Below are 20023 nucleotides of genomic sequence, written 5' to 3' on the forward strand. Positions count from 1 at the left end.
ATACTACGAATTGGCTATTGTTTTTCCATTTTTTCAACGATTTCTTCCGAAATACCTACACAAGAAAATCCTCCATCGTGGAAAAGATTTTGCATGGTTACTTTACGAGTTAAATCTGAAAACAAGGTGATAACATAATCGGCGCAATCATCCGCAGTCGCATTTCCTAATGGGGACATTTGATTTGCATATTCGTAGAATGCATTGAATCCGCTAATACCAGTACCAGCCGTAGTTTTGGTTGGGGATTGGGAGACAGTGTTGATTCTTACTCCTTTTGCTTTTCCATAATGGTATCCATAAGATCTAGCAATAGATTCTAACATGGCTTTTGCTTGTGCCATATCAGTATAATCAGGAAAAGAACGTTGTGCAGCTATATAAGATAGCGCCACGACAGACCCCCCTTGAGCGATGGCATCTTTTTTCTGCGCAACTTGTAGCATTTTATGAAAAGAAAGGGCTGATACATCCAAAGATTTTAAGAACCACTCATAGTTCAAATCTCCATATTCACGTCCTTTGCGTATATTGGTGCTCATTCCAATGGAATGTAACACAAAATCAATAGGTCCTCCTAAAAATTCGATGGACTCATCATATAATTTTTCCAAATCCTCAATAGAGGTAGCATCGGCTCCAATTACTTTAGCTCCACATTTTTCTGCTAGGTGATTGATTTCTCCCATTCGCATGGCGAGTGGGGCGTTGGTCAGTGTAAAAGTAGCTCCTTCTTCGTGAGCTCTTTCAGCAATTTTCCAGGCGATGGAATCTTCATTTAATGCGCCAGAGATAATACCTCTTTTTCCTTTAAGTAATTGATATGCCATAAGAAGCGATCTAAATCGATAGTAATTTGGTGATTTTGCCCTCAAAGTAACGAATTTTTTCTCAGAATTGAATGGATTAACCCTATCCAAATGTGATTCAATTCGCTAAATGGGTTGGTTATTAGAATTTTTTGCGTAAATTGCGAAGGAAATTTAAGAAATGAAGAGGGGTTTTTAATCCCTCTTTTTATTTTCAACGGAGATATATGAGTGATTTATCTGGAAAAATTAGGGAGTGGTTGACAGCATATGTAGGTGATGGCCCCATTTTTTTGGTGGATTTGCAGGTATCTCCAGGATTAAAGCGAACTCAAATTACCATATTGGTGGACACATTAGAGGGGATTTCGATTGATGAGTGTGCTTTGTTAAGTCGAAAGTTGGCCCATCACATGGAAGAACAAATGTGGATTGAGGATGCCTATAATCTGGAAGTTTCATCGCCAGGTTTGGATTTTCCTTTGACCCAAGGTTGGCAGTTTCAGAAAAATATTGGCCGTAAGGTGAAGGTTTGGATGAAAAAAGAGGGACAACTTGAAGGAGAATTGTTGGCTTACACAGATGATTCGATTGAAATATTATCGGAGAAAGTAGTGAAACATCGTGTGATGGTAGCTAAAGAATCCACCCGGATTCCTTTAGTAGATATAGATAAAATAAAAGTACAAGTGTCATTTCAATAAATAAAGAGAGATAGCAATGAACAGTGTTGAATTAATTTCGTCATTTGCAGAATTTGCTCGGGAAAAGAACATCGATAAGCCGTCAATGATTGCGGTTTTAGAAGATGTTTTTCGCACCATGATTCGTAAGAAATTTGGTTCTGATGAAAACTTTAATGTAATCATCAATCCTGAGAGTGGCGATTTGGAAATGTGGCGTACACGTGAAATCGTGGACGATAATTCGGAAGATATTTGGGATTTCGATAAAATACCTTTGTCTGAGGCAAAGTTAATCGAACCTGATTTTGAAATTGGTGAGGAAGTAGCAGAATTGATTAAGCTGGAAGACTTCGGTCGCCGAGTGGTTCAAACAGCTCGTCAGACTTTGATTCAAAAGATTAAGGATATTGAAAAGGAGAGTCTTTACGATAAGTATAAAGATTTAGTGGGTGAGTTAGTGACTTCAGAGGTATATCAAATATTGGGTCGTGAGTTGATTTTATTGGATAGTGAAGACAATGAATTGATTTTGCCGAAAACAGAAATGATTCCGAAAGATCGTTTCAAGAAAGGAGAAACGATTAAGGCTATTATTCATAAAGTGGAAATGGCTAATGGTACTCCACGTATTATTTTGTCTCGTATTTCACCCGTATTTTTGGAGCGATTGTTTGAACAAGAGATTCCAGAAATCTATGATGGAACTATTACCATTCGCAAGATTGTTCGTGAGCCGGGCGAGCGTGCCAAGGTGGCTGTGGAATCTTATGATGACCGCATTGATCCTGTTGGAGCTTGCGTAGGTATGAAGGGCTCTCGTATTCATGGTATTGTTCGTGAGTTGCAAAATGAAAACATTGACGTCATTAACTTTACTGACAATTTAGAGTTACTTGTTGCTAGAACATTAAGTCCAGCAAAACTAAATTCCATGACCATTGATAAGGAGCGTAAACGTATTTCTGTTTACCTAAATTCGGATCAAGTATCCATGGCGATTGGTCGTGGAGGTCAAAATATTAAATTGGCTGGTAAGCTGGTAGGATATGAGATTGATGTTTTCCGTGATGTTCCTAAAGAAGAATTGGATGAGGAGGATGTTGAATTGAATGAATTCTCTGACGATATTGACGGTTGGATTTTAGATGAGCTTCACAAGATTGGTTTGGACACTGCTAAACAAGTTTTGGCACTTTCAAAAGAAGAACTGGAGCGTAGAACAGAATTGGAAGAGGAGACTATTGAAGAAATTTTATCCATTCTACGGGCAGAGTTTGAGTAAGTATTAACACATTGATTGATTTATAGTATTTTGTAATTTATATGGCAGAAGAAAAGACAATGCGATTGAGCCTTGTAGCAAAACAAATAAACGTGGGAACGTCTACGATCCTTCAGTTTCTTTCTGCTAAGGGTCACAAAATCGATAATAACCCAAATGCCAAGTTGAATTTTGAGCAACTTAGTTTATTGGCCAAGGAGTATGATGCTAACCATATTTTGGAAGTGTCTGAGGCTCCTAAAAAAGTGGCTGAAGAACAAGTTGTACCAGAACCTAAAGCGGCTGAGGAGAAAAAGCCAGAACCGGCTCCAGTAATGGAGGTGTTGGTTCCTACTCCTGCTCCAGTAAAAGAGGAAGAAGCTCCTTCGGTTAAGGCAGAAAATCCTGAACCCCAAAAAGAAGAAGAATCCAGACCTGTAGGTTTAAAAGTTTTGGGAAAAATCGATTTAGATAAAAAAGGATTTCCTGTTTCGCCCAAACCTGTTGAGAAACAAGTAGAGGCACCTAAAGTGGAGGAGGTAAAAGCTGAACCAGTAGCAGCTGCTTCAGAAGTTAAAGCAGAACCTGTTCAAGAAGTTCCACAACCCGTAAAAGAGGAGGTTGTTGAATCAAGTCCCCTTGAGGCAACGGTTTCTTCTAGCGAAGATGGAGCTACTCCTGATATTGAATTAATCGAGGCCAAGGGAGAAACTTTAAAGGGATTGACGGTATTAGGTAAAATTGAATTGCCTACTCCGAGTGAACGCTCCAATGATAAGAAGCATAAGAGAAAGCGGATTATCAAAGAAGAGAAGCGTCCTGTATCTAATGAAACCAACAATCGACCTGCTCCATCTGGTGGAAGCGATTTCAAGAAAAAGGATTTTGGTAAGAAGCCTGCTATTCCTAATACAAAAGCCGGAGGGGCAAAAGAAGAGCTTTCAGATAAAGATATCCAAGAGCAAATTAAAGCGACAATGGCTCGTCTTCAAGGAGCTACGAATAAGCAAAGTTTTGGCGCTGATAAACGTAGAGTTAAGCGTAGGGAACGTGCAGAGGCAGATGAAGCTCGTCAGTTAGCAGAGGATGAAGAATCTAAGATTTTAAAGGTAACGGAATTTATTTCTGCAAGTGATTTGGCATCATTGATGGATGTTTCTGTCAATGAAGTTATCTCCACTTGTATGAGTTTAGGAATGTTCGTTTCCATTAATCAGCGTTTAGATGCTGAAGCTATTACGATCATTGCTGATGAGTTTGGATTTGAAGTAAGTTTTATCTCAGCAGAAGAGGAGATTGATGCGGAAGAGGTTGAGATAGAAGATGATCCGGAAGATTTAGTGCCCAGAGCCCCAATCGTTACGATTATGGGTCACGTTGACCATGGTAAGACTTCATTGCTTGATTATATTCGTCGGGCTAAAGTGGCTGCTGGAGAAGCTGGAGGAATTACCCAGCACATTGGAGCTTACTCTGTGCAGACGGCATCTGGTAAGAAAGTTACTTTTTTAGACACGCCTGGTCACGAGGCGTTTACTGCCATGCGTGCCCGTGGAGCTAAGGTTACTGACGTAGTTATTATTGTTATTGCTGCGGATGATTCTGTTATGCCTCAAACAAAAGAAGCAATCAATCATGCCATGGTGGCAGGTGTGCCTATCGTATTTGCCTTCTCAAAGGTTGATAAAGATGGAGCAAATCCAGATAAAGTTCGTGAAGAATTAGCAGCCATGAACATGTTGGTGGAGGATTGGGGAGGTAAATACCAATGCCAAGAAATTTCATCTAAATCCGGATTGGGTATAGATGATTTGTTGGAAAAGGTATTGTTAGAAGCAGAATTATTGGATCTTAAAGCCAACCCAAATAAGAAGGCGGTAGGTTCTGTAATTGAGGCTGAGTTGGATAAGGGTCGTGGTTATGTGACCACGCTATTAATTCAAGCTGGAACCTTAAAAATAGGAGATATGATGTTGGCGGGTGATAATTACGGGCGCGTGAAAGCAATGTTTGATCACCATGGCAATAAAATTAAAAAGGCTGGTCCTTCTACACCTGTTCAGGTTTTAGGTTTAAATGGAGCTCCTCAGGCAGGTGATAAATTGATTTGCTTGGAAAATGAGCGTGAGGCTAGAGAGATTGCTAATAAGCGTGAACAAATTTTACGTGAGCAATCACTTCGTACCAGAAAGCACATTACTTTAGAAGAAATAGGTCGTCGTAAGGCTATCGGTACATTCCGTGAGTTAAATGTCATTGTTAAAGGTGACGTGGACGGTTCGGTAGAAGCCTTATCAGATTCCTTGTTAAAACTTTCTACGGAAGAGGTTCAAGTTAGAATCATTCACAAAGGGGTGGGACAGGTATCGGAGTCAGATGTTGCATTAGCTTCTACTTCAGATGCTGTTATCATTGCTTTTCAGGTTCGTCCTTCAGTGAATGCTCGTAAGTTGGCAGAGGCTGAGCAAATTGAGATAAGAAATTACTCCATTATTTATCAGGCTATTGATGAAATTAAGGCCGCGATGGAAGGATTATTAGCTCCTACTTTTGAGGAGGTAATTACTTCCAACATCGAGGTAAGAGATGTATTTAAAATTTCAAAAATTGGAACGGTGGCCGGATGTTATGTACTAGATGGTACAGTGAAAAGATCTAATAAAATTCGTGTTATTCGAGATTTTGTGGTGGTTCATGAAGGTGAAATTTCAGCTTTAAAACGTTTTAAAGATGACGTAGCAGAGGTGAAATTTGGTTATGAATGTGGATTGTCTATCAAGAATTTCAATGACCTAGAGGTGGGAGATACCATTGAATGTTATGAAATGAAAGAAGTGAAGCGAACTTTGAAGTAAGTTCTTCCTTATAATTCATATAAAAAATGCCAGTTCATCTGAACTGGCATTTTTTATGTCCCCCTACTAGGAAATTAGATATTTTCTATCCAAGCAATTGTTTCAAGTTAACACTTTTGAAAAATACGATAGCTAATGAAATGATTAATCCCAAAAACGCAAATCCAATAGTGATAAGACTTCTTTTTGGCTCGGATTTCTGTAAGGCTATTTGAGCAGGTTCTAATACCTTAAATACAGGGGTTTCTTTTTGAATCTTAACGGCTGCATCAGCCATTTGGGTACTTATACTCGAATATAGATTGAACGCTAAATCTACTTCATATTGTAATTTTTTTTCTTGATCTTTAGCAACTTGTAGAAAGGTATTTCGATGTTGATCCCTATAGGTTGAAAGCCTATTTAATGCGTTATCATAAGCTTTTTTGGCTTCTTCTCTGCGATCCTGTAAAAACTTTAGTTCTTTTCGAGCTTTTTCTGTGCGATAATTAATTACATATTTGGTAAGATAATTTTGGGTAAAGGAAATTAATGTTGCAGAAGCCACTGGATCTGGTAATTTCACAGTTATAGTAATTAATCCATTTTTCTTATCTATTTCAGCAGTAATTCTTCCTTCTAAACTCTTTAAAGCAGAGAACTCTTTTTTGTTTAATTTGATTAATTCAGGAGATAAACCTTCCTTAGGCATATTAATTGGGTTTTTATCCTCATCTGAATCTGATGATTTTGAATTGAAAATTTGAATCGGAGCTAATTCTGGTGAAACGATTAAATAATCATATACACTAAGCCATTTTTTTCTTTTTTGAACATATACATGGCTTTTCAGGGCTTCTCGTAAAAATGGAGTGCTTTTTAATACACTTGGATAGAGCTCTGGCTTTATTGCATCAAATGAGTTGGATGATCCCAAATCTACCCCAGCTAATCCAGCTAATGATTTTAAACCTCCTAAACTTCCTCCACTTGTTTTTGAATCAATTTCTGGTAAAAGTTTAACGGTTGATTCATACTCATTAGGTTGGGATAAGGAATATATAGCTCCAACGATGGCGAAGCTAATGGAAATAATTCCAATTAAAATAGATTGGGATTTTAATACTTTGAAGATTTCCCCCAAATTGATGGAAATCTCATCGTTTTCAGTATTGGGCAGTACCTGATTATTATCTATCGACATTACTCCTATTTGCTTAATTGATTGATTAAAGTAATTAATGTAATGGAGAATGATGCTAAGCTAGAACTAAGTCCAATGATTTCTGCCGTGCTCATACCTTTTTTAGTTCCTGGCGGAATACCATTAACGACTATTTCTGAGCCAGGTAAAACGCGAGGATAATTCTTAAAGAACAGAAATTTTTTAGTTTTTGTAGAAAGCCCATTAGGACTTTTTACAAAAATTTGACTTTTAATTGAACTTGAAGTGAAGCCGCCTGCTTCCGCTATGTAATCGGTCAAAGAATAACCCTCCTTGTATGATACAGAAATAGGGTTTTGTAATGCTCCTGATAATTTAACGGTTTGCAATACCCTAGGTATGTATAATGAATCATTGGCCATTAAAATCATGTTATCCTTTGAATTAGGATTATTTTGGATTTCTTTCAAATTCACCCCAACTATGACTGATTTACGATATAATTGCGCTCCTTCTAGGTATGCCCCCTCTTTTAAGCCTCCTGACATTTCAATGATATCTGATAGTTTTTGCTTATTATTTTTAAGGGCATATACCCCTGGATAATTCACCATACCTTCGATGGTAACGGATCTTTGTTCTTCGTAATCGGGGGATCTACGTACAGATAATATGTCGAAAGGGGCCAAAATATACTGACTACCTTCATTGGAAACATGTAAGCTTCCGTCAATATTGAAGGTCTTTATTTCAATTTTCTCATCGGATATATTCCCTTGACCATGGGTAATAATGCGCCTTGCCAACTCCAATTTTGAATAACTTGCGCCTTCTTTTAAGCCTTTGGCCAATAGGATTAAATCTCCTACTTTCATTCCATCTTTGAATTCAAAATCGCCCTCAAGGTTGACCTCCCCATAAATACTCACAGTTCTTTTCTCTTTCAAATTTGTTACAGAGAAAACCTTAATAATATCTTCTCTTTGCAGGGGAACATCCGGACTTTCTCCCCGAAGAATTCTACCCAAATCAATGGATATTACCTCTGGTTCAAAGTTTTCTTTTTTACGTGTAATAGTTGCTCGATTCAAAAAGGCATCCTCTCGGGCACCTTCCGCTTTTTTAATTAATTCCTTTACTGTACTTGATCCTTCTTCTAAGGCATACATGCCAGGCCTAAAAACTGCGCCTTCAATCTCTACGCGATTTTCAAATCTTTCTATAATTGCTCCAATGGTGAATTTGTCTCCGTTTTGTGGTAAGAAAGTGGAAACTTGATCTTGAGTGACATTCAATAGTTTTAATTCCCGGGAGGTATTTCTCGTTACTGGAATGGTGTAGGTATAGGCTTTATCGGAAAATCCTCCAGCAAATCGTAGTAGGTCTTTTAATGTTTCACCTTTGGTTAATTCAAAAATCATCGGCCGCTTCACTTCACCAACTAGTTCTACTCGAGTTTCATAATCTGCTATTCGAATAATGTCCTGATCTTGTAAATGTACATTGTCTTTTTGATCTGCTTTCAAGAGAAAATCGTATAAGTCTAGTGTACGAACTACTTTGTTTCCTCTGATTAAACGGATATTTCTATACGAACCATTAGCACTTGGACCACCAGATAAATACAAGGCATTAAAAAGTGTGGCAAGAGATGAAACGGTGTAAGTACCAGGAAACTTTACTTCACCCGTCAAGGTAACTTTAATACTTCTAACATTTCCTAAAGTAATTTGAGCCGAGGAGCCACTACCAGGCTTATTTAAGCCTTGATACAATTGTCTTAATCGACCAATAATTCTTTCTGAAGCAGCATCAATGCTTAATCCATTGACATATATGGGACTTAAGTTGAGAATCTTAATTGTACCCTCTGGACTAATTTTAACTCGGAAATTGTCCAAAACATCTCCAAAAATGTCGATGTTCAATTCATCTTCTGGTCCCAAAATATAGTTTTTAGGTGTTGCAATGCGTAAATCAGGTTCAAAATTAAGCTCTTCTAAGTCGAATAAATCAGCCCCAAAAATCGTCTTTTCCAAAGCTTTTGATTTACGCAATTGTAGGTTTTTATAAACCTTAACTAAGCTATCATTGTATACATTTAAAGGTTGAGCAAGAAACATTCTTTCCTCAACGGTGAAAATCTGCTCATCCAAAGACCTCTTAGGTTTTGGTATGAATTCTTCACCTTGATCGGTCTCAAATCTATCTTCCTCTATGGTGTCATATCTCTTTTTTATACTCAATTTCCCATTTGTTCTCCTCTTAATAGTCTCCTTCATATTCGGATTATTAAATGAGGAGGATTGTGTTCCAAAATTGCCTGAATTATTATTTGTGCCAGTGTTATTCCCAGATTGAACCTTAGTTAAACGATCTCTCATTTTAGCTATATCAGCTGCTGTGTATCCTTGCGCTATGGCTGCTTGCTCAATTTGAAGTTCAGTCATCCCACTGGCTTGAGCTCTTTGAAAGAAAATAGATATTTGTTCATCTGTTAAATCATCTATATTTCGTTTTGCTTGTTGGGTAATCTGTCCCAAAGAAAGAAAACTTACAATAGAAAAGACAATGATATATATGGAGGAATGGAATTGGGTGAACAACCTCATGTTAAATAATGTAGATGATTAATATTTTACAAATCTACGTTTTTTTTCGTAGACGACCTTACGCTTTCCTTGGGTATTGAGGATTCGGTAAAGTGTTATAATTTAAAACTTAGGACAGGCCAATGTTCTCTTAATCTTTAGGTAAGGCTTTTTTAAAGATATATCCCAGTCGAATAAATAAGCTATGGAAATTTCATGCGCACCTCCTGATGGCAAACCTAATTTTGAGATGGTCAAATCATAAGAATAGCCCACCGAAAAATTGTCTTGTCGGTAACCCACTAAGGCCACAATCGACTCTCGACTATTCATAATCCCATCATTGTCTTTTTTGATGGGTACACCGCGGTACCATGCTCCGATCACCAAGGGGGAAATCGTTAAGTAGGCGCCCAGATCTAATTGATCAAAGGTCCCCTGGTGTTTATAATTCAATACTGGACTTAAACTCTTTTCGGAATTTCTGGCACGGTAAGAGTTTTGCTCAAAGTAACTATCCTCCAGTAAGATTTTGGTTCCAATTTGAATGCCAAATTTCATCGCTACTGGAGCTAATATGTTTGAATTTTTGGCAGATAAGGATTGATTGGGAGAATTTAAATGATGTACTGATATGCCAATCCATGAATTTCTTAGGTTGAGCAATGCCCCAGTAGAAAAATCCATATATCGGCTTAATGCCCCATTTTTTTCCCAATTTTTCAGAATGGGATCATCGCTATTTTGATTAATACTTCCTGTGCTTGGATTAAATTGATCACCGAAAATTAAATTGGAATAGTCTAAGCCTCTGTTGACATACGAACTTTGTAGCCCAACCGAAATGGAGCTTTCCTCAGCCAAATTTATGTGGTAAGCATACTGTAAACCAATGGATGTCGTTTGTAAATTGGCAAATTGCTTGTCTGTGGTCATGACTAGGCCAATCCCACTATTGATGCTAGAAATATTAATATCAGCTGTTAAGGATGAAAATTGATAACTCGAACTCAAATTTGGCCATTGATTTCGGTGGTTGAAATTGACCTTGGAGGTATTATTGATTCCAGCAAATGCAGGAGAAATTAAAAGCGGCGCGGAATAAAACTGCGAAAGCTGGGGGTCTTGAGCAAATATCTTACTAGGTAAGCAGACAAATGCGCTCAATATTAAAATGAAAAATTGGTATGTGCCCAGTTTTCGTAACATAGCCAAGCAATTTAGTATTTAGCTTTTCAAAAACCAATATTTTAACTTATTTTGTGTTAAACTCATGTACTTGCCTACCTCTTTAATGACTAAAAAGTGCTTGTTTCTCTTATTGGTTTGGCTTGTTTCTTTCCGTGCTTACTCGGTTCCTAAAATTGTTTTTCGTAATAATTGTATTACCCAATGTGCTAGTTGTGATAAGGGGGTGAACCCTGACATGGCAACCGTGTTTGAGTTGACTGAACATTTCCCAACAGGTACTACCTTTTTATGGGACTTTGGTGAGCCAGCTGCTCCTGGTGATAGGAAAAATACGGCGACAGGGGTGCATCAATATTGTAGTCCCGGAACTTATACTGTTAAAGTAACTATTCAAAGTCCCGTGGCGGGTACACCTCCACTCATACTTACGGAGAAGGTTATCATCGGTCAACTGCCGAGTATTTATTTGGGAAAGGATACTTCTGAAGTCAAGAAGACCATATGCTTAGGACAGGAATTGGTATTGAACGCTTTCCAAAAGGTCGGCAGACCTTCCTATCCCATTGAGGTGTTGTGGTATCCCAAAGGTCAAACCACGGACACCATTAAAGTCCGTGAATCAGGGTGTTATTCCGTAAAAATCACAGAGCCACAATCAGGTTGCTCGGCAGAAGCCAAGATGCAGATTGAAATTTGTGGGGAAACGGATCCCAATCAAGTATTATTAAAAGCTCCTCCAGCCTGGTATTTTGGTAGTAGCGCCGGGGTAAAATTTGATAATCCAGATAATCCTACGCCTACCACTGGTAGAATTAACGTACCTAATGGGGTTGCCGTTATGGCAGACGTGACTAATAGTATCATATATTACACCGATGGACAAAAGGTTTTTGACCGAGATAATAATCCAATTACCTACCCCAAGGACCCCACTGCTTTGATTAATGGGGACATTAGTAATTCCCAAGGTGTAACCACCATTCCTAAGACATCTTGTAAAGGATGCCAATCGGAATATTATATTTTCACTTTGAAGAAAAATACTGCTGGTGAGAATCAGATTTATTACAGCATTGTGGACATGAAGTTGAATAAAGGGAAGGGTGGACTTTCGGTCATCAATCAATTATTGAGTCCCGTACCCAGTTCAGAGCGTTTATTGGCCTCTCAAGGCGGTTCAGGTTTTTATTGGTTGATTACACAGGATGCCAATAGCAATACCATTCGGACCTTTAAAGTTTCTGATGCAGGAATTTCCGCCCCCACCACCACGAGCCCATCTGGATCCACTAGCCTGACTAGTTCAGCAGGTTATACCAAAATTTCCACGGATTGGAGTAAAATGGCAGTGGTCATTCCTGGACCACCAACAAATAAATTGGACTTGTTCGATTATGATGCCTCTGGGGAGGGAAAACCTACCTATTTGACCACCTTGAATTTAGGCGCTTCGCCACCCACCATTTATGGTGTCGAGTATTCCCAAGATAAAAAAGTATTGTATGTGTCCATGCAAGGTGATGGCAAGTCAATTCACTCACAAATACTGCAGTTTGACATATCCAAAAACAATGCTGATAGCATTTTGGCATCAAAGCGGGTTCTTTTGGATACTACTGCTAAGATAGGTGCCCTGCAAATAGATCCAGTATACAATACCATTATCTTTGTTGCCATTGAGGGTAGCTCCACGTTGGGTAAAATAACCCAGACGAATGGTTTGTTGTCCAGCACGGATAACCTTAAACGTGCCAAATTTGAAGCCAATGCAGTCACCTTTCCTACCAATGTGACTAGTCAATTGGGATTACCTCCCTCCATTCCATCTCCTCCTACTCCAAGTAGTCCACCAAGTATTACACAATCCTGTGAGGGGACGACCTTCAGTTATAAAGTAGATAAGAAGCTTTGTGATCCCTTGAACAACGATAAAATTGTCTGGAAAATCTATAAGACTATTTTGGATCCATTTCCTACGAATACCGGCTTAACGGTTCCGATAAACCCCGCAGGTACAATACAATATACCTACGAAGGGGATGTGCTAAAATATAAATTCAAGGAAGCTGGTAAATATGTTATCACAGCAGCTATATCCAATGTTTGCGTGAAGGACTACCTATTGGATGCCCAAGAGTTTAATATTCAAATCATGGAACCATTGAGCTTAAAGGACGAATTCAACAGTATTTGTAAAGATAAGGCCACCGTTAAATTAGATAAACTCCCTCCTCAAAAGTCGCTTCTATTTGAATGGAATACCAAAGACAAGACTCCAGATATCACTGTTCCAAATCCAGGTGGAGCATACAGTGTGGTGGTTACTGACACCTTGACAGGCTGTTCGGTTACGAAGAAAACACAGGTGAACTTCCTGACGAATGAGTATTTGTTTCCAAAGAAGGATTATTTTATTTGTATGGATGATCAAAACCCTCAGGCCCTTTTACAGATTGCAGGAAATATCCGCGATTTCACATTTACCTGGGCCCCAAGTGCATCCATTACAAGTCCATTGAATGTTAATTATGCTAAAATTAATCGGAATGGGTCTTATCAGGTCGAATTAAAAGATGCCGATGGTTGTTTGACCACTAATTCCTACACCGTACCTGATAAATGTGAGCCTTTGATTTTTGCACCGTCTATATTTACGCCCAATGGAGATGGGAAAAATGATACTTTTATTCCGGTACCCAAAAATCCTTCTAGAACACAGATTGTTAATGTTCAAATTTTTAATCGTTGGGGAGAAATGCTGTTTTCCAAACAGGGGTCTAATTCAGCTGAATTAGCTTGGGATGGTAAATTTAATGGCAGATTAGTTCCTCCTGATACCTATGCTTGGATTATTCAATACCAATCAACCCCAGAAAACTTTCCAGAAAAAGGAGTTTTGACCCAGCGAGGAGCGGTAGTAGTGGCTTATTAAATCAACCAATTGATATTGTTTTTGGCCAAGCAATATGAATTAAATCTTATTCGTTGCTTTTGGAAAAGGGTGAAAAAAACAACGCTGTCAAGGTTTGAAACCTTGACAGCGTTACAAATAAACTCCCAAAAATTAATAAGCTCTTACCTCAATACCTTTCATAAAATTGACAAAAGCTTTATTAACTACTTGATTTCCTCCTGGGGTAGGGAAATTACCAGTGAAATACCAGTCGCCCAAATGATTTGGGCAAGCTAAGTTTAAGTTTTCTACGGTTTGGTAAACTACAGCTACCTCTGCTTTTATATGCTTAGGACGAACAATCTCAGCAATTTTGTTGGAGATTTCTTGGTCAGTAAATGGAGCATAAATGGCCTTTACGAAATTCTCAGTATGGGCTGTGCCATTTTCTAGGGCAAGCAGGCACTTTAGGTTTACTTCATCTAAAATATTTTCTAAGCCCCTTTCCTTCAATAGCTCCAAAGCAGCTCTAAAGGCTACAAACTCCTTCATTTTTGACATATCAATGCCGTAACAATCTGGATATCTGATTTGTGGAGCAGAAGAAACAATGACAATTTTCTTTGGGGATAATTTATCCAATAAACTCAGGATACTCTTTTCTAAGGTTGTTCCCCGAACAATCGAATCATCAATCAATACTACGGAGTCAACTCCCTTATTAATTACTTCATAAGTGGTATCATACACATGCGAAACCATGTCGTCTCGCTGGTCATCACTAGTGATGAAAGTACGCACCTTCACATCTTTGGAAATTAGTTTTTCTACCCTTGGACGGAAGGTAAGCATTTCTTCTAGTTCCTTCTCAAATAGAATCCCTCCCATGATGGCTTGCTTTCTTTCTTTGGCCAAGTGGTCTTCCAACCCATCAATCATGCCTAAAAAGGCTGTTTCTGCTGTGTTGGGGATATAAGAGAATACAGTATTTTTCAAGTCATTGTTTACTTCCTCCAAAATTTGAGGAATTAGTAAACGACCTAGTTTTTTTCTTTCAGAGTAAATATCTGGGTCAGAACCTCTAGAGAAATATATTCGCTCAAATGAACAGGATTTTTGTTCCAATCTCTCAATGAACGGAGATTCCTTCACGGAACCATCCATATGAATGACCAAGGCAGATCCTGGAGTAATTTCTTGAATTTGGTCATAGGCGCAATTGAAACTGGTTTTAATGGCCTGCTTTTCGGAAGCCACTACTACCACTTCCTCATCCATGTAATAATAAGCAGGACGAATACCTGCCGGGTCACGGGCTACAAAAGAAGCCCCATATCCCGTTAAACCAACCATGGCATAACCTCCATCAAAATCCTTACAAGAACGTTCTAATACCCGAACCAGGTCGATTTGTTCCGCAAGGACATCAGAAAGCTCAGGGTTTTCATATTGATCACGGAACTTCAAAAATTGTCTTTGGTTTTCCTCGTCCAAAAAGTGGCCAATTTTCTCCATTACCGTCACGGTATCCACCTTTTCTTTGGGGTGCTGTCCTAGAGAAACTAACTTATCAAATAAATCATCCACATTGGTCATATTGAAGTTTCCTGCCATTACCAAATTGCGGCTTCTCCAGTTACTTTGTCGTAACATAGGATGACAATTTTCAATTTCATTTTGACCATGTGTGCCATAGCGTAAGTGTCCTAATAAAACTTCTCCAGTAAAGGCTACATTATCTTGCCACCAAGCCGCATCATGGCTAGGGTCTATGCCCGTTTCTCTTTTAACGTCTTTGGCTAATTTTTGAGCTTTTCTGAATTTCTTATTGATTTTTCCGAAGATATCGGCGACTGCTTGTGGCTCTACTGAGCGGTACCGACTGATATATCGGCTTCCAGGATTAACATTGATTTTGATATTGGCGACTCCAGCTCCATCTTGACCCCTATTGACTTGTTTTTCCATCATCAAGTACAACTTGCTCAGGCCATAAGTCGGCGTTTTATACTTATCCAGATAATACTGAAATGGTTTGCGCAGACGAATTAGGGCAATCCCACATTCGTGCTTTATTGAATCAGACATTGGGTGTTTCAGAAGAGGTTTTATCTCAAAATCGAGTACAAAATTAAATAATAAATTAATGGCTCAGATGAATTTGCCTTTATTTATTTCCTTACTTTAAGAAATTCCAAATTGCCGTTGGAGTAATGAAGCATCCTAAAATTAAGACCACCAAAACCGCATAAACCCATAAGTTTTTATTTTCGTCACTAATGATGAGTGTATTTTCATTCCTACTTTTCTTAAAGTACATATAGTAAGGAATTTTCAAGTAATAGAATATGCCAATAGCTGTTGTCAAAACTGCTGTTATGAACAAGACTAATGTTAAGATTTGATTGCTATTTTGATATTTTTCCCACAAAAGAGAAAAATAGGTTACTTTGGCGATAAAACTTCCTGCTGGAGGTAAACCAGCTAACGCTACTAAACCCAGTAAGAGAAATAGTGAATTTAATGGATGAGTTTTTGACCATCCACTCCATGGTTCTAAGTCATTGGACTGGTAAGTATTGCGTGGGGCTTGATCAATGATATAAAAAACTAAAACTGTACTCAGTCCGTAAATCAAGGAATAAAATGTTAAGGATTCCACGGCTTGCTGACTAGGAAATAACCAAGCCATGGCCATAAATCCTCCATGAGCAATACCCGAATAAGCCATGAGTCGCTTGGTATTTTGCTGGCTTAGTGCTCCCAAATTCCCAATCAACAGGGTTAGTATAGCAAAAAATGCAATCGGAACTTCTAATGCAATTGGGATGAAATGAAGCAAGCGAATTCCTAAAAAAGTAATGGCTATTTTAGGGGCGGTTGATATCCAAGCCATCCACGCAGCAGGTAAACTTTCTATTACATCTGGACTCCAAGGATGAAAGGGTGCCAAAGACAATTTAAAAAAGAGGGAACAAGCCACTAGGCTTAATGCAAGTCCTACCAGTAAAGGATCAGAGGAAGTAATTCCCCGACTGAATGCTGGGTCTGAAATTAGCAGGGTACCGGTTATTCCATAAATAAATGAAATGCCATACAGCAAAAAGGCAGTACTAGCTAAACCAAATAACACATATGGCAACACCGCTCGGGAACCTTCAGCATCTTTCCTAATACCCACCAGTAGGTAAGTGCCCAATGACATCCATTCGATACTTAGAAAAATACTCAACCAATGGCTGCTAATGGACACTAACAAAGCTCCACCCAAAATGGATAAAAAGCCAATTTTTTCTTCAAACTGAAAGCTTTTTTGTTGGGCCTGATTGATCAAGATTAATATTATAGACAAAAATAGGATAAGCGAATTGACAGAATTGCTACCAGCATTAATCCAAAATGTAGAAAAGGAGGCCCAGCCCACAAGTCCAGTTTGCATACGTTGAATAGCCAAAACTAATGCCAATAAGAGACCAATTTGTGTGACGAAATACCTCCAGGAACTCGCAAATCTTTGGCTTCGTCCATGTAAAAACAGTTCCGCCAATATTCCTACCATTACCCAAATAATGACCACTAGTTCAGGAATCATGAGGGAAAGCCCTTGACTGATTCCTTCAAGTTTTTGGGGTAGAGTTTGTAATATTTCTGGAGAGAACATAGTGTAAACTTACAGCTTTTTTACCTATTAATTTTTTGACTCAGATAATGGGCAGTTGGATTGTCCTCCAACATTATCATTTCCTCCGGACTTCCTTCAAAGCAAATTTGTCCACCAGCTTCTCCACCATCAGGTCCTAAGTCAATGATATGATCTGCACATTTGATGACTTCCATGTTATGTTCAATGATGATGACGCTGTCGCCTTGTTCCACTAAATCATTCAATGCTTTTAATAGCTTTTTGATATCATGAAAGTGCAATCCTGTGGTAGGTTCGTCAAAAATAAATAAGGTCTTGCCTTTATTGGGATTTCCCTTGCCTAAAAAGCTTGCCAATTTGACCCTTTGGGCCTCTCCACCTGAGAGCGAGTTTGATGATTGGCCTAATTTAATATAGCCTAAACCCACTTGAAATAAAGGATCAATTTTTTCTGCAATTTTTGGTGTTTTGGTCCTAAAAAACTCCACGGCCTCTTCCACAGTCAAATCAAGTACTTCGGCAATATTTTTTTCTTGGAATTTGACATCTAGGATTTCTTGTTTGAACCGACTTCCCTGACATGACTCACAGACAAGTTTGATGTCCGCCATGAATTGCATCTCTATGGTAATTTCCCCTTCTCCCTGACAGGTTTCACAACGCCCTCCTTCCACATTGAATGAAAAATGGGAGGGTTTGTATCCCCTTGTCTTTGCCAAGGGCAGTTCAGAGAATAAGGCTCGAATGGCGTCATAGGCCTTGATGTAGGTGACGGGATTGGAACGAGAAGATTTACCGATGGGTTGTTGATCAACCATCTCTACTCCTGCAATTTGAGAAATACTTCCCTTTAATTCCTTGAATTTACCTGTTTCTTCTGTACCCAATTGCAATTGTCTAAGCAGAGCAGGGTATAATATTTTACGAATCAGCGTGGATTTTCCAGAACCACTAACACCAGTAACTACTGTTAGTACACCCAAAGGTATCTTAACAGAAATATTTTGTAAGTTGTTCTCATTAGCCCCAACTATTTCAATATGTGCCAAACTTTTTCTTCGGAAGCTTGGAATCTCGATTCTGTCCTCTCCGTGTAAAAAACGTAATGTATGACTTCCTGTATGCTCATTTAATAAGGCTTGCTGCCAATTTCCCTGGAAGATTAATTGGCCTCCATGTCTACCTGCTTCCGGTCCAATATCAATAATTTGATCCGCAGCACGCATGATATCTTCCTCATGTTCTACTACGATAACGGTATTACCCATTTTTTTCAACGTAAGCAATACCGAGATGAGTCTTTCTGTATCTCTGGGATGCAGTCCGATGCTTGGTTCATCCAAAATGTACATAGAACCTACCAGAGCACTTCCCAAGGAGGTAGCTAGTTTAATGCGTTGAAACTCGCCACCAGATAAGGTAGAGCTAAGTCGGTTAAGGGTCAAATACCCTAAACCTACTCGGTTCATGTAATCTAAACGATTGTTGATTTCAATTAATATTCTACGGGCAACTTGCTGTTCTGATTCGGTAAAATTCACTTCGTCAAAAAAGTTTTTTACCTTAGAAATTGGCCACAAAACCATATCGATGATGGAATGACCGTGAATTTTGACATAGGCCGCATCCTTTCTTAATCGAGAGCCTAGGCATTCTGGACAAGTGGTTTTTCCACGGTATCTGGAAAGTAAGACACGGTATTGGATTTTATAGGTCTCTTTTTCTAGGTGTTCGAAAAACTGATTTAACCCAGCAAAATATTTGTTTCCTGTCCAGAGTAATTGCTTCTCTTTGTCGTTCAGGTCTTTATAAGGTCTATGAATAGGGAAATCAAAACTTACTCCATGCCTAATCAATGGATAAAGCCACTCATTCATCCGCTCACTTCTCCAAGGGGCAATGGCCCCTTCATAAATGGAGAGTTCTGGGTCTGGGAATACCAAGTCGGGGTCTATTCCCAATACTTTTCCATAACCCTCGCAGTTTTTGCATGCTCCATAGGGATTATTGAAGGAAAAGAGATTTAGACTAGGTTCTTCAAAGTAGATACCATCTAGTTCAAATTTGTCAGAAAAAATCCTTTTTTCATGTCCCTCTAACTCCACCCAACAGATGCCTTCCCCCTCAAAATAGGCAGTCTGAACAGAATCACCTAGTCGAAATTGGGTTTCTTCATCATCTGATTTCGCGATGAGGCGATCTATCAAAATGGCCAAATCACCTGATTTTTTGTCAATTTTTTCTAGTTGCGCATCATCTTCAACCAAATCCTCCAATGGAATGATGTCATTCCCTAATTTTAAACGGGTATATCCTTTTTGAATTAATAATTGACATTCATTTTTTAAGCTTCGATCTTCATGACGCAGCAAAGGTGCCAAAATAATAACTTTTTTCTGGTCATGTTGAAGTATCCAATCTACTATATCAGATACCGCATCTTTTTTGACTTCTAGACCCGAGATAGGGGAGTAGGTTTTACCGATTCGGGCAAAGAGAAGTTTGAGGTAATCATAAATTTCTGTAGTAGTCCCTACGGTAGACCTAGGATTCTTGGAATTGACTTTCTGTTCAATTGCTATAGCCGGCGAAACACCTTTAATATAGTCCACTGCCGGTTTTTCCATTCTGCCTAAAAACTGTCGAGCGTAGCTGTTCAAGCTTTCTACATACATACGCTGTCCCTCGGCAAATAAGGTGTCAAATGCCAAAGAGGATTTACCTGAACCAGATAAACCAGTAATCACGACCAATTGATTGCGGGGAATGGCGACATCCAAATTTTTCAAATTATGGACACGCGCACCTTTGATGATAATATGTGTTCTAGGGTCTAATTTTTCTATTCCCTGATCGTCTACCAAACTCGAATTCAAATGATTCATATAACAAAATTATCCTTTAATTTTGTTAATCGTATTTTCAACATCATAATCCTCCATTTTTTTCG

The 20023-nt window shown here is 38.7% G+C and carries 11 protein-coding genes; 4 read left to right on the plus strand and 7 right to left on the minus strand.

The features are described 5' to 3' along the window. Positions 1-14: 14 nt before the first annotated feature. The gene (locus tag ESB04_RS05790) at positions 15-830 is read right to left on the minus strand and encodes an enoyl-ACP reductase FabI (protein WP_129026783.1); all 816 of its coding nucleotides are present in this window, start codon (positions 828-830) and stop codon (positions 15-17) included. Between the two features lie 206 nt (positions 831-1036). Between ESB04_RS05790 and ESB04_RS05795 the strand changes: the two genes are divergently transcribed. The 3 genes from ESB04_RS05795 to infB are packed head-to-tail and all read left to right on the plus strand — an operon-like array spanning position 1037 to position 5611. Further along, positions 1037-1513, plus strand: a complete 477-nt coding sequence (locus ESB04_RS05795) for a ribosome maturation factor RimP (protein ID WP_129026784.1) — start codon at positions 1037-1039, stop codon at positions 1511-1513. A gap of 16 nt (positions 1514-1529) precedes the next feature. Then, positions 1530-2777 (plus strand): transcription termination factor NusA, encoded by a 1248-nt coding sequence (nusA, locus tag ESB04_RS05800; RefSeq protein WP_129026785.1) that lies wholly within the window; start codon positions 1530-1532, stop codon positions 2775-2777. 41 nt (positions 2778-2818) lie between these two features. Continuing rightward, a complete protein-coding gene (infB, locus tag ESB04_RS05805) occupies positions 2819-5611 on the plus strand; it encodes a translation initiation factor IF-2 (RefSeq protein ID WP_129026786.1) in 2793 nt (930 codons plus the stop codon). A gap of 85 nt (positions 5612-5696) precedes the next feature. Here infB and ESB04_RS05810 read toward each other — a convergent pair whose 3' ends face one another. From ESB04_RS05810 to ESB04_RS05820, 3 genes are all read right to left on the minus strand, one after another. Then, positions 5697-6794 carry a Wzz/FepE/Etk N-terminal domain-containing protein gene (locus tag ESB04_RS05810; RefSeq protein WP_129026787.1) on the minus strand — a complete coding sequence of 366 codons (1098 nt, stop codon included), beginning with the start codon at positions 6792-6794 and terminating at the stop codon, positions 5697-5699. A 5-nt stretch (positions 6795-6799) separates the two neighbouring features. After that, a complete protein-coding gene (locus ESB04_RS05815) occupies positions 6800-9367 on the minus strand; it encodes an SLBB domain-containing protein (protein WP_129026788.1) in 2568 nt (855 codons plus the stop codon). A 102-nt stretch (positions 9368-9469) separates the two neighbouring features. Next, positions 9470-10555 (minus strand): PorP/SprF family type IX secretion system membrane protein, encoded by a 1086-nt coding sequence (locus ESB04_RS05820; protein WP_129026789.1) that lies wholly within the window; start codon positions 10553-10555, stop codon positions 9470-9472. 217 nt (positions 10556-10772) lie between these two features. Between ESB04_RS05820 and ESB04_RS05825 the strand changes: the two genes are divergently transcribed. Beyond that, positions 10773-13469 (plus strand): T9SS type B sorting domain-containing protein, encoded by a 2697-nt coding sequence (locus ESB04_RS05825; protein WP_205749477.1) that lies wholly within the window; start codon positions 10773-10775, stop codon positions 13467-13469. A gap of 132 nt (positions 13470-13601) precedes the next feature. Here ESB04_RS05825 and ESB04_RS05830 read toward each other — a convergent pair whose 3' ends face one another. The 3 genes from ESB04_RS05830 to uvrA all read right to left on the minus strand — a co-directional run bounded on the left by ESB04_RS05830 (position 13602) and on the right by uvrA (position 19958). Next, on the minus strand, positions 13602-15518 hold the full coding sequence (locus ESB04_RS05830) for an amidophosphoribosyltransferase (RefSeq protein WP_129026791.1): 1917 nt from the start codon (positions 15516-15518) through the stop codon (positions 13602-13604). 91 nt (positions 15519-15609) lie between these two features. Continuing rightward, a complete protein-coding gene (locus ESB04_RS05835) occupies positions 15610-17091 on the minus strand; it encodes an NADH-quinone oxidoreductase subunit N (RefSeq protein ID WP_129026792.1) in 1482 nt (493 codons plus the stop codon). A gap of 20 nt (positions 17092-17111) precedes the next feature. Next, positions 17112-19958, minus strand: a complete 2847-nt coding sequence (gene uvrA / locus ESB04_RS05840) for an excinuclease ABC subunit UvrA (protein WP_129026793.1) — start codon at positions 19956-19958, stop codon at positions 17112-17114. Positions 19959-20023 lie beyond the last annotated feature (65 nt).

This window comes from Aquirufa rosea (genome assembly GCF_004118285.1).
GTDB classification, from domain to species: Bacteria; Bacteroidota; Bacteroidia; order Cytophagales; family Spirosomataceae; genus Aquirufa; species Aquirufa rosea.

Excerpts from the sequence above, each read along its gene's own strand:
- ESB04_RS05795 (WP_129026784.1), top strand. The coding sequence starts at position 1,037 with ATGAGTGATTTATCTGGAAAAATTAGGGAGTGGTTGACAGCATATGTA.
- ESB04_RS05815 (WP_129026788.1), bottom strand. The coding sequence starts at position 9,367 with ATGAGGTTGTTCACCCAATTCCATTCCTCCATATATATCATTGTCTTT.
- ESB04_RS05810 (WP_129026787.1), bottom strand. The coding sequence starts at position 6,794 with ATGTCGATAGATAATAATCAGGTACTGCCCAATACTGAAAACGATGAG.
- ESB04_RS05820 (WP_129026789.1), bottom strand. The coding sequence starts at position 10,555 with ATGTTACGAAAACTGGGCACATACCAATTTTTCATTTTAATATTGAGC.
- ESB04_RS05830 (WP_129026791.1), bottom strand. The coding sequence starts at position 15,518 with ATGTCTGATTCAATAAAGCACGAATGTGGGATTGCCCTAATTCGTCTG.
- nusA (WP_129026785.1), top strand. The coding sequence starts at position 1,530 with ATGAACAGTGTTGAATTAATTTCGTCATTTGCAGAATTTGCTCGGGAA.
- ESB04_RS05825 (WP_205749477.1), top strand. The coding sequence starts at position 10,773 with ATGGCAACCGTGTTTGAGTTGACTGAACATTTCCCAACAGGTACTACC.
- ESB04_RS05835 (WP_129026792.1), bottom strand. The coding sequence starts at position 17,091 with ATGTTCTCTCCAGAAATATTACAAACTCTACCCCAAAAACTTGAAGGA.
- uvrA (WP_129026793.1), bottom strand. The coding sequence starts at position 19,958 with ATGAATCATTTGAATTCGAGTTTGGTAGACGATCAGGGAATAGAAAAA.
- ESB04_RS05790 (WP_129026783.1), bottom strand. The coding sequence starts at position 830 with ATGGCATATCAATTACTTAAAGGAAAAAGAGGTATTATCTCTGGCGCA.
- infB (WP_129026786.1), top strand. The coding sequence starts at position 2,819 with ATGGCAGAAGAAAAGACAATGCGATTGAGCCTTGTAGCAAAACAAATA.